Below are 11,325 nucleotides of genomic sequence, written 5' to 3' on the forward strand. Positions count from 1 at the left end.
AGGATTAGCATTGAAATCGCCATTTAGCCTGTCGGTTGTTATTTCCATTTTACTGCATGCTTTGTTGTTTATTGCGTTAGTGTGGTCAGTTGATTTTGAGCGCGTTAAGCTCGAAGCAACGCCCAGCGCTCCGATTATTAAGGCTACCGCGATTGATGCGAAACAGATAAGCCAGCAAGTTGAACGTTTAAAGCAACAGCAAAAGGCCGTAACAGACAAAGAGAAACAGCGAGTTGCTCAAGCAGAGAAACAAGCGGAATTGGCCCGTAAGAAACGTTTGTCCGAAGAAAAACGGATTAAGCAGTTGGAATTAGAAAAGCGCCAACATGAACAAGCCAAGAAAAAAGCTGATGAGCAGGCGCGTCGTGCTCAAGAAAAACAAAAGTTAGAACAACAGCGAGCCAAGCAAGCTGAAGCCGAACGGGTCAAACAGGAACAACAGCGCAAGTTGGCGGAGGCGGCAGCAGCCAAAGCAGAGGCGGAGCGGGTTCGTAAGGTTGAGCAACAGCAGAAAGCTGAAGCCGCAGCTGCAGCCGCAGAAGCAGAGCGAACTCGTAAGCTTGAACAGCAACGGCAAGCCGAAATAGCAGCCCAAAAAGCTGAACAGGCAGCGCGCAAAGCTGAGTTGGCTCGTAAGCAAAAAGAGAAGGAAGCTAAATTGGCTGCAGAGAAAGCCGCGAAGGCCGAGGCTGAGCGTCAACGTAAAGCCGAAATCGCTCGTCAAGAAGCTGAATTTGAAAAGCAATTACAAACAGAGATGGCGGCCGAAACGAATGTACGACGTCAACGACAAGTATTAAGTGAAGTGGATAAATACAAAGCCATGATTATGTCGACAATTCAACGAAACTGGCTCACCGATCCAAGTATGTCTGGCAAGCAATGTCGTATTGACATTCACTTAGCCACCAATGGTTTTGTGACAAAAACCAGCGAAGGGCGTGGAGATAAAGCGGTGTGTGAGTCGGCTCGTCGAGCGATAAAAAAGGCAATGACTTTACCGGTTTCTAAAGACCCGGATGTTTTTGCCAAACTTAAAACCATTACTTTAACTTTAAAACCGGAACAGCTGTGATGATTAAAAAACTGTTAACGGGCGTTTGCCTATGGTTTGTCTTTTCAAATCTAGCTCAAGCTAACCTAGAAATTGTCATTACCGAAGGGGTCGACAGTGCCCGTCCGGTAGGCGTGGTCCCTTTTGTTTGGCAAGGACACGGCGAAGCACCTTTGAACTTAGCGAAGGTTGTTGCCGATGATTTACGCCGCAGCGGTAAGTTTAATCCTGTGGCGATTAGCCAGATGCCGCAAACTCCGCAATCAGTGGAACAGATTGACTATCAAGCGTGGGCAGCGCTTGGCGTAGAAGCGGTATTGACCGGTAAAATAGAAGCCTTGGCTGATGGCACTTATAAGGTTAATTATGCCTTAGTCGATGTACTGCGTGGGCAGGTGAGTGCCGGCAATAAGCAACAACTTAAAGACGGTCAATTAGTCACCAGCCAGGATCATGTGCTGCTCGATCGATATAAAAGCGTAGGGAAAGCTCAGTTACGACAGATGGCCCATTTAATTTCCGATGGTGTTTATAAATCTTTGACTGGTGAAAGAGGGGCATTTTTAACCCGAATTGCTTATGTAGTTGTGAATGCCGATGCTAACTATCCATATCAACTTCGTATTGCAGATTATGACGGTTATAACGAAAAGACTTTACTTCGCTCACAAGAGCCACTGATGTCTCCGGCGTGGTCTCCTGATGGTGAAAAGCTTGCTTATGTTAGTTTTGAAAATCGCAGTGCAGAAATCTATATTCAGGATATTTATACCTCGCAACGCACTAAGTTGAGTGCTTTTAGTGGCATTAATGGTGCGCCCGATTGGTCGCCAGATGGACGTCAAATTGCATTGGTATTATCCAAGGATGGCCAGCCAGATATCTATGTGATGGATGTCGCCACTAAGCAACTTAAACGGATCACTAAAAGTCGTCGGATTGATACCGAACCTAGCTGGTTACCATCTGGACATGAATTGCTGTTTTCTTCCGAGCGTGGTGGTAAACCGCAAATCTATCGAGCTAATTTGAATACAAATAAAATTAGTCGGGTGACCTGGGAAGGCGAAATGAACTTAGGTGGGGCGGTGACACCCGATGGCTCCGCGTTGGTAATGGTGAGCCGTGTAAATGGCCAATATCGCATTAGCCGACAAGATTTTGATACCGGTTATGTACAAGTATTAACCCGTACTCAATTAGATGAATCGCCAACCATTGCACCGAACGGCAGTATGATTATGTACAGTACCGTGGCCAATGGTCGCCAAGTATTGGCTTTGGTTTCTATGGATGGAAGATTTAAAGCGACGCTACCAGCAAAAGAGGGCAGTGTTCGCGCACCAGCTTGGTCGCCATTTTTAAACTAAATAACTAAATCTGATCATAAGGGATCCATAATGCAATTTGAAAAGTTAGCTAAAACTCTATTTTTAGGTGTGGTACTCACTGGCTTAGCCGCTTGTAGTTCTACCCGTAGTAGCGATAGTGATTTAAATGAACAAGGCAAGGCTGGCGGAGATTCCTCAATGGAAATCACTGGCACCGAAGCAGCTGGCGGCGTAGAAATGGGTTCAGTTGACCCAGTACTTAGTGCCGACGAGCAAGAGCGTCTCAAGGCTGCTGAGTTACGTCAGAGTCAAATCGTTTACTTTGAGTTTGACCGAACCGATATTCGAGAAGAGTTTGCCGAAATATTAGAAGCGCACGCTAGCTATCTGCGTGATAATCCTTCGGTAACGGTGTTAATTGAAGGCCATACCGATGAAAAAGGGACGCCTGAATATAATATTGCTTTGGGTGAGCGTCGTGGTAAAGCGGTCTCGAAGTATTTACAAAGCTTAGGTGTCTTAGCCTCGCAAATTTCTATTGTTAGTTATGGTGAAGAGAAAACCGTTGATAATTCACACACCGAAGTAGCGATGGCTAAAAATCGCCGCGCGGTGTTAGTTTATTAATAAACTTACAAGTGTAGAGTGAGCTATGAAACTTAAAATGATTACGGCTACTACAGTGGCCGTTTTATTAGCAGCCAGTGTTAATGCCGCTGCGCCAGTCGAAGAGGCGGGTAATAGAACCGCTGTTTCTTTAAATTCTCCCAGTAGTCAACTAAGCCTTGAGCAAAGGGTCGAACGCTTGGAAAGGATGTTGCAGGCTAGAAATCAGGTCCAGTTAGAACTACAAAGTCAGGTCGATGAGCTGTCCAATAGCATGTCAACCATGGTTGGTCAGCTAGAACAGAGTAACTATCAGATTGAACAAATTACTGAACGTCAACGTGAACTCTACCAAGAGTTAGACCGTCGATTTGCTCAGTTGCAAACAGCCGTGCCTAAAGTTGCCGCCACAACTACTGCTGCCCTTGCAGCGGTTGGAGAAGATCAGGCTTACGACGCAGCCGTGGCGCTAGTGATGCAAGATAAAAACTATGATGCAGCGATTCCGGCCTTTCAAGCTTTTATCCAGGATTTCCCTAAGTCTGGCTATGCACCGAATGCACATTATTGGTTAGGCCAGCTACAATATACTCGTGGGCAACGGGAGCAAGCCGCCCAGCAATTCCTTAAAGTTGTTAACGATTATCCCAAATCTAATAAGGTTGCTGAGTCATTGTTAAAATTGGGTATCATTGCGCAGTTTCAAAAAAATAATGATGAAGCCAAAAAATTGTTTACTCGAGTGGTCCAAGAGCACCCTAATAGTAGTGCTGCGAGTTTAGCGAAGAATCGATTAGGCCAACTTTAGTACAGTTTTTGAATAATAAACTTTAGCAAATTCAAAATTCTGTACAAAGTTGAAGCTGGTTGCTTATTTGCTGAACGCTTAGAAAAAAAGATTCAAAATACTATTGCACAACAGTCTTAAATCCGTATCATAGGCCGCCGTTGAGTCGGGTCAATTGCTAACACAGCAGTGAGGCGGATTTAGCTGAAGTTCAAAGCGGGTTGTTAGCTCAGTTGGTAGAGCAGTTGACTTTTAATCAATTGGTCGAAGGTTCAAATCCTTCACAACCCACCACTTTGTAGCTTTAATGTAGTAGATGTATACGGGTTGTTAGCTCAGTTGGTAGAGCAGTTGACTTTTAATCAATTGGTCGAAGGTTCAAATCCTTCACAACCCACCATATCTATTACCACTTTAGTGGGTCGTTAGCTCAGTTGGTAGAGCAGTTGACTTTTAATCAATTGGTCGAAGGTTCAAATCCTTCACGACCCACCACTATTTTGAAACGTTACGGGTTGTTAGCTCAGTTGGTAGAGCAGTTGACTTTTAATCAATTGGTCGAAGGTTCAAATCCTTCACAACCCACCACGCTTTTCGTTTCCAAATAGGTGATTTACAGTTACGGGTTGTTAGCTCAGTTGGTAGAGCAGTTGACTTTTAATCAATTGGTCGAAGGTTCAAATCCTTCACAACCCACCATCACTGTAAATACCAAATATTATGGGTTGTTAGCTCAGTTGGTAGAGCAGTTGACTTTTAATCAATTGGTCGAAGGTTCAAATCCTTCACAACCCACCATCATTTTATCATTACAAATCATGACTCTATTACCTCATCTAATTCTTTAGTCCAATGACTGACATCTGCACTCTCTGCGGTGTATAATACTCTAATTATTTTATCTCAGATGTAGTTATGCAGCAGCCCGAATATTTTAACGAATCAATTTACCCCTTTCCGCCTAAACCCAAGCCTTTGAGTGAGCAACAGCGTTCGGCCCATAAGCAACGTATAAAGCAGTTGTTAGTTGAGCAAGATGCAGTATTAATCGCTCATTATTACACCGATCCTGAAATCCAAGCCCTGGCCGAAGAGACTGGTGGTTGCGTTGCTGATTCTTTAGAAATGGCACGATTCGGTAATCACCATCCAGCAAAAACCTTGCTAGTGGCGGGGGTGCGTTTTATGGGGGAAACCGCCAAGATCTTAACGCCAGAGAAAAAGGTCATCATGCCGACCTTAGAAGCCACTTGCTCTTTGGATTTAGGCTGCCCAGAAAAAGAATTCTCTGCGTTTTGTGACCAGCATCCAGAGCATACGGTTGTCGTTTATGCGAATACTTCCGCAGCTGTAAAAGCGCGGGCCGACTGGGTCGTTACTTCTAGCATTGCCGTGGATGTTGTGGAACATTTAGATGCCGAAGGGCATAAAATTATCTGGGCGCCTGATAAACATTTGGGGGGCTACGTTGCGAAGCAAACCGGTGCCGATATGTTACTTTGGCAAGGCGCTTGTATTGTTCATGAAGAGTTTAAGGCCAATGCCTTGTGGGCGCTTAAGCAGCAGTTTCCTGATGCGGCTATTTTGGTTCACCCTGAGTCGCCAGAAAACGTAGTTGCGATGGCTGATGCTGTGGGTTCGACCAGTCAGCTCATTGCGGCTGCTCAAACGCTGCCGAATAAAAAGTTAATTGTTGCTACCGACCGTGGCATCTTTTACAAGATGCAACAGGCTTGCCCAGATAAAGAGATGATTGAGGCGCCAACTGGCGGCAATGGGGCGACTTGTCGTTCTTGTGCGCATTGTCCCTGGATGGCTATGAATGGCTTGCAGGCCATCGAAGAGGCCTTAATAGACGCAAAGGGTAAAGAGGTATTTGTAGACAATGCCTTGATTGATAAAGCGTTGGTCCCATTAAACAGGATGCTCAACTTTGCTAAAGGTAACCAATTAAAGGTGAAAGGTAACGCTTAGTCTGCGTTGCTTTGCTTGAAAAAACCAGCTTTAGAGCTGGTTTTTTACTTTTAGTGCACTGGATTGAATTCAGTGGCTAGTTATGCCAATTTAACTTTATTCTTAAAAGCCTAAATCATCGTCAGTTGCATTATGTATCTTGTCACTAGAGCCATTAGTTAATGCGCTTCATGCCTCGTTATCGGCAGATTCATCTGCGCAATAAGTTGCTTATATAATGAATCAGATTGGTATTGTTCATGACTTAATATATGGAAGTTATTTGCAAAAATGATCTATTCTGCAGAGTTTCGACGAGTACTTTTTTTGCACTAATATTGGCAAAACTAATTCTCACAGTAATCCTATTTCGAAATCATATTATTAACGTTTTTGTTATCAATAATGGTTTGTTATACTTCGTGGGTTTTGTGCCTAATAACTAGCAGAGAAGTAAATGAGAGTTGAAACAGATATAAAGCTGGGATTTAAAGACGTCTTGATTAAACCTAAACGTTCAACCTTGAAGAGTCGCTCACAGGTTGTACTTGATCGGGAGTTTACCTTCAAAAACAGCAATAGTCAATGGCACGGTGTACCTGTTATTGCGGCGAATATGGATACGGTGGGAACTTTTGGCTTAGCAAAAGCGCTAGCGGAACATCGTATGATGACTGCGGTTCATAAACATTACAGCATTGAGCAGTGGTCACAGTTTTTAGCATCGATGGCACCAGAAAAAATTAAATATTTAATGGTTAGTTGCGGCACATCAGATGCTGAATTTGAAAAAACCAAGCAAATTTTAGCGCTGAATCAGAATTTACAATTTATTTGTGTTGATGTAGCCAACGGCTATTCTGAACATTTTGTCGCATTTGTACGTAAAATGCGTGACAGCTTTACTGACAAAGTCATCGTGGCTGGCAACGTAGTAACGGGTGAGATGGTTGAAGAACTGATCTTAAGTGGCGCAGACATTGTGAAAGTAGGGATTGGCCCCGGTAGCGTGTGTACCACTCGGGTGAAAACTGGTGTGGGTTACCCGCAATTATCGGCCATTATAGAATGTGCGGATGCTGCCCATGGCCTAGGCGGACAAATCGTTGCAGATGGTGGCTGTACTCAGGCAGGGGATGTCGCAAAAGCTTTTGGTGGCGGCGCTGATTTTGTGATGCTCGGCGGTATGCTGGCTGCGCATGCTGAAAACGGCGGCGAACTTGTAGAACAAAATGGTGAAAAATTCATGAAGTTCTACGGTATGAGCTCTCAAACTGCGATGGATAAACATGTTGGCGGTGTTGCAGAGTATCGTGCCTCTGAAGGCAAAACGGTATTACTCCCATATAAAGGCAGCGTGCAATTCACGATTCAAGATATTCTTGGTGGCGTTCGTTCGGCTTGTACCTATGTGGGTGCATCTGAACTGAAAGAACTCACCAAACGAACCACTTTTATCCGAGTTCAAGAGCAAGAGAATCAAGTGTTCGGTATTACTAAAGTGTAATCAATCGAAGGTTTTGTTGAAACAACCATACCTAGAAATGGTATTAAGAGCGTATCATGCTTTTGATAGCTAATGTGGTATGGTTGTTGTTCTATATCCAGTCCTTTTAATTTCAAACCGATGGCTTCTTTGGTTTTGCATCGCTTAAAGTTGACTTGGAACAGGCCAGTGAATTGGATTGGAGTTCGCTATATGTGTTCAGTTAGAACTTTCCGATAAGAGGCTCTAGCCTTCAATAAGTGCCTCAAATCCTCCCGCGATAATACTCTCCAAGTTATGTGAAGCAATGGCGAGCAGTGAAACTTATCTGGTTTAAGGTATTTGCTAGGAGCAACGAGTCATAATGTATCTACACCATTGTTAAAAATAAAGTTGGGTAATTTGGCCTTCAATAGTGTCATTGAAAGCTATGTTAAAATGATCGCTTGATAGCGATCATATCGAGCGACGAGTTATTTAAAAACACCTTCTACCTTGAGCTACGTGAGACGACTATAGAAGGTGTTTTTATTCAGCAGGCTGGCGGATTTCGTTCAGTAAACTGGCCATTCCAATAGGGGTAATAAGGGTAGGGGATTGCGGTCTGGCTGATTTGGTCTAGGCGTTTGACTTGATCCTCGGTTAGACGCCAGCCGAGTGCTTGTATGTTGTCTGTTAGTTGCGATGCATTGCGAGCCCCGATCAGTACCGATGACACACTGGGGCGATAAAGCACCCAATTTAAAGCAATTTGAGGAATGGTTTTTCCTGTTTCCTCGGCGATGTCTTCCATGACATCAATCACCTTATATAAATGTTCGTCGCTAACGGGTGGTGCAAACTGAGCGGTTTCATGTAAGCGACTTTGCGCTGGGATCGGCTTGTTACGGCTGATTTTCCCAGTTAATCGGCCCCACCCTAGGGGACTCCAAACGATAGCCCCAAGTCCTTGATCAAGTCCTAAGGGCATCAACTCCCACTCATAATCACGGCCTAAAAGTGAATAATAGCTTTGATTGGCGACAAAACGACTATAACCGTAACGGTCGGCTATAGCTTGAGATTTCATCACCTGCCAACCAGAAAAGTTAGACACACCAATATAACGAATTTTACCTGATTTCACTAAGTGGTCGAGTGTTGCCATGACATTTTCCATGGGGGTCATAGCATCGAAGTGATGCAGCTGAAAAATGTCGATGTAGTCGGTATCTAAACGTTTTAACGCGTTGTCTATGGATTCGATTAGGCGATGTCGAGAGGCTCCAATGTCATTGGTTCCTTCTCCCATTCTTAAGGTCGATTTTGTAGATACGATAACTTTATCTCTTCGTCCTTTCATGGCGAGACCAAGCAGGCGTTCTGATTCGCCATCGGAGTAAACATCTGCAGTATCAAACAGATTGATCCCGTGGTCTAGTGCGATATCCATCATATGCTTAGCTTCCTTTTCTTGGCTGTTTCCCCAAGCACTAAATAACGGACCTTTGCCACCAAAAGTACCAGCACCAAATCCTAAGGCTGATACTTTAAAGCCGGATTTTCCTAAAAATCGATATTCCATTTTATTTCCTAATTACGATTGAATGGTTTTAGAGTACCCGCTTGCTTTTGTCAAAAAAACAGCAACAATAGAGAAACACTTTCATGATATTGTTGATAATAGCGATGAGTAATTTGGCGGATATATCCCTTTTTCTTCGAGTTCTCGATCTTAAGTCGATCAGTGCGGCTGCCCGCAGTCTTGATATATCACCAGCCCTCGCCAGTAAACGCTTACAGGTGTTAGAACAACAGCTGGGGGTTCGTTTGTTGCATCGAACGACAAGAACCGTTAGCGCCACCGTTGAGGGGAGAGAGCTGGCATTAAGAGGTCGGCATTTGGTTGAGGAATTAGCAACTTTAACCAGTGATCTTAAAAAAGTATCGCAGGAGGTATCGGGAACCCTTCGTATCACCGCGGGTGTTTCGTTTGGTCGTTTGTTTATTTCGCCTTTGTTACCTCAGTTTCTAAAGCAGCATCCCGCTTTAAAAGTACAACTTAATCTGAGTGATGAGCGAGTGAACTTAGTCGACTCGGGGTTCGATCTGGCGATTCGAATCTCAAGTGCTCTAGAAGACTCAAGTTTGCTCGCCAAAAAACTTAATACCAATAAACGAATCTTATGCGCTTCTGCTGATTATTTAGCTAATTTCGGCCAACCCAATAGCCCTGCGGATTTGGCTCAGCATAATTGTTTAATTTTATCGGGAGAATATGGCCGTGAACACATATGGCAACTGATGAATAAACAAGGTCTGGAAGAAAAAATAAAAGTACAAGGGACCTTAGAAAGTAACCTCGGTGAAGCGTTGTATCAGGCAGCTTTATCGGGTCTGGGTATTTCTCTGCATTCAGACTGGCATATTAAAAATGACTTAGAAGCAGGTCGTTTGTGCCATGTATTACCTGATTACTATAAGCAAACTTCCATTTACGCTGTGATGCCACAACGCCAGTTTGTGCCGTTGCGGGTGCGAGCGTTTATCCAATTTATTGAACAGCAGTTAGCTGCTCCCATTGAGAAATAAAAAGTCATTTGTTTGTGTCTGTCTTGGGAGCTCTAAAATAGCTACAGCGCTGACGATGTCTTTGAATAAGATAGAGCATTTACTCATGCAGAAGTAATCATATGCCGCTAGCGAGTCGACTTTATATAATCTTTGGTTATGATGTTGTTTAGAGGAAAACAGAACGCGTGAACAAGCGGAATACGCAGCAGCGTACAGAGTTTTCGGCTTCGGGTAAACTGTCTTAAAGGCTCTCTTTGCATACAAAGACAAACGTCACTTATTGCAGTTTTTTAACGTATGTTTTGTCATTCAATCAATGTAGAAATTAAACAGCCATCTCAAGTACACTTCAATTTGCCCACTATCCCATTCGTGACAAGTCTCCAAAGTAGGTTTTTCCAGTTTTACTCGCTAGGATTACCAAAGCAATGCAGCTTGAATATAAGCTGAATATCGCCCTAATTGGGTAGCCGGAGAGGTTTAGGTCCCTCTACAATCTGTATATGCGCTGCCACACTAGGTGTTTCCTGAGCTAGCAAGTGCTTATCATCTCAGTCGGTAAAGGTGAATTTGGGCGATTTGATCTTCCGCACTGGACTAAGCGGAATATTTTGTTGAGCTTTAGCTTGATTCTGGGTATCCATTTGCCCAAGGCTGCTCAGATCCAATCGGGTGGTTTGAGAGCTGGGATGCTGATTAAACGTAATGTTGGGTTGCTGTGAGATGCTTTGCTGATGAAGCAAGTCCATTGCTTTGCCAACATCCCCTTGCGCAGAACTTAACAAGTGTTTATGAGTTGCTGGAACCAGGCTGTCGCGACCAGCAATCAGCAAGTTTTTGGCAATATGCATTTTATCGGTTTCCCGAACGACTTGTTGCCGTTGTGCGAGCTTGTCAAAGTTTTGCGAGTGAGAGTCTGTAATATCTCCAATATCCGAGAAAACTGAAAAGCGAGCTTGTGGCATGTTTTGCATTTGTAGTTTGCTTGTTTGCAGCTCTTCTGCCGGAGATTGAAATAGCTGAACAGTTGCTAACTTTCCGATAATTGCCAGATCAGATGGTTTACGCTTTGGATCGGTGAGTGTTTGCATCACAATTTTTCCCCTTCGCGTGTCGCGGGTGCCATGCTCCTTAGTTTTTGCACCTTTGGTTCCTTTCACTTGTAGAGATTTCAAGCCTGGTGTATGCGCCGAAAGTGGCTCCGAGTTATCGGTATGATCACCATACATTAAAAGCGTAGGGGAATTGGTTTTCCACACTAATGCGCCTTGATGACTGCGTTGGTTAAAGGCCATTTCCGCTTCAGAGTCAGTCATTTGTGAACGTTTATCGCGTTGGATCTGAGTTCTGATATTTTCGTCGGCACTGACTCCCCAGTCTTCCATATTTCCAGTATTGGCTTTGATCCGAATATCGGTGCTTCTCGGGGATTGCCTCGCAATATAGCTCGGCAGTTGTTTGCTTAATTGCGCCTGTCGGGATTGACTCATTTGCCAAAGACCCATTTGCTTGACACTTTGTTGCTGATTGAAAACACTGAAATCGAAAGGCTTGT

The 11,325-nt window shown here is 44.0% G+C and carries 9 protein-coding genes and 6 tRNA genes; 13 read left to right on the forward strand and 2 right to left on the reverse strand.

The window, feature by feature from the left end; all coding sequences use genetic code 11:
* The first annotated feature begins 10 nt into the window (after positions 1-10).
* The 12 genes from tolA (at position 11) to ACRRS0_RS10690 (ending at position 7,238) form a co-directional block, all read left to right on the forward strand.
* Positions 11-1,075 (forward strand): cell envelope integrity protein TolA, encoded by a 1,065-nt coding sequence (gene tolA, locus ACRRS0_RS10635; RefSeq protein WP_432453235.1) that lies wholly within the window; start codon positions 11-13, stop codon positions 1,073-1,075.
* On the forward strand, positions 1,075-2,424 hold the full coding sequence (gene tolB, locus ACRRS0_RS10640; protein ID WP_432453234.1) for a Tol-Pal system beta propeller repeat protein TolB: 1,350 nt from the start codon (positions 1,075-1,077) through the stop codon (positions 2,422-2,424). The genes tolA and tolB overlap by 1 nt, the downstream gene beginning before the upstream one ends.
* 30 nt (positions 2,425-2,454) lie before the next feature.
* Positions 2,455-3,012: a peptidoglycan-associated lipoprotein Pal gene (gene pal, locus ACRRS0_RS10645; protein ID WP_432453233.1), complete on the forward strand. Its 558-nt coding sequence runs from the start codon at positions 2,455-2,457 to the stop codon at positions 3,010-3,012.
* A 25-nt stretch (positions 3,013-3,037) separates the two neighbouring features.
* Positions 3,038-3,799 carry a tol-pal system protein YbgF gene (ybgF, locus tag ACRRS0_RS10650; protein WP_432453232.1) on the forward strand — a complete coding sequence of 254 codons (762 nt, stop codon included), beginning with the start codon at positions 3,038-3,040 and terminating at the stop codon, positions 3,797-3,799.
* A gap of 197 nt (positions 3,800-3,996) precedes the next feature.
* Positions 3,997-4,072: transfer RNA gene (locus ACRRS0_RS10655), tRNA-Lys, on the forward strand.
* Between the two features lie 30 nt (positions 4,073-4,102).
* Positions 4,103-4,178, forward strand: a tRNA-Lys gene (locus ACRRS0_RS10660).
* A 19-nt stretch (positions 4,179-4,197) separates the two neighbouring features.
* A tRNA-Lys gene (locus tag ACRRS0_RS10665) sits at positions 4,198-4,273 on the forward strand.
* 17 nt (positions 4,274-4,290) lie between these two features.
* Positions 4,291-4,366, forward strand: a tRNA-Lys gene (locus ACRRS0_RS10670).
* Positions 4,367-4,401: 35 nt separating this feature from the next.
* Positions 4,402-4,477 (forward strand) — tRNA-Lys (locus ACRRS0_RS10675).
* Between the two features lie 23 nt (positions 4,478-4,500).
* A tRNA-Lys gene (locus tag ACRRS0_RS10680) sits at positions 4,501-4,576 on the forward strand.
* Positions 4,577-4,693: 117 nt separating this feature from the next.
* Positions 4,694-5,752 carry a quinolinate synthase NadA gene (gene nadA, locus ACRRS0_RS10685; RefSeq protein WP_432453231.1) on the forward strand — a complete coding sequence of 353 codons (1,059 nt, stop codon included), beginning with the start codon at positions 4,694-4,696 and terminating at the stop codon, positions 5,750-5,752.
* A gap of 436 nt (positions 5,753-6,188) precedes the next feature.
* A complete protein-coding gene (locus ACRRS0_RS10690) occupies positions 6,189-7,238 on the forward strand; it encodes a GMP reductase (protein WP_432453230.1) in 1,050 nt (349 codons plus the stop codon).
* A gap of 511 nt (positions 7,239-7,749) precedes the next feature.
* On the opposite strand, the gene ACRRS0_RS10695 is transcribed toward ACRRS0_RS10690, so the two are convergent.
* Positions 7,750-8,781, reverse strand: coding sequence for an aldo/keto reductase (locus ACRRS0_RS10695; RefSeq protein ID WP_432453229.1), 1,032 nt, complete (start codon positions 8,779-8,781; stop codon positions 7,750-7,752).
* An 83-nt stretch (positions 8,782-8,864) separates the two neighbouring features.
* On the opposite strand from ACRRS0_RS10695, the gene ACRRS0_RS10700 reads away from it, so the two are divergent.
* Entirely contained in the window at positions 8,865-9,788 is a 924-nt protein-coding gene (locus ACRRS0_RS10700; RefSeq protein ID WP_432453228.1) for a LysR family transcriptional regulator, read from the forward strand.
* 533 nt (positions 9,789-10,321) lie between these two features.
* Here the strand turns inward: ACRRS0_RS10700 and ACRRS0_RS10705 are convergent.
* The gene (locus ACRRS0_RS10705; RefSeq protein WP_432453227.1) at positions 10,322-11,260 is read right to left on the reverse strand and encodes a hypothetical protein; all 939 of its coding nucleotides are present in this window, start codon (positions 11,258-11,260) and stop codon (positions 10,322-10,324) included.
* Positions 11,261-11,325 lie beyond the last annotated feature (65 nt).

The organism is Agarivorans sp. QJM3NY_29, assembly GCF_050870835.2.
Lineage (GTDB): Bacteria > Pseudomonadota > Gammaproteobacteria > Enterobacterales > Celerinatantimonadaceae > Agarivorans.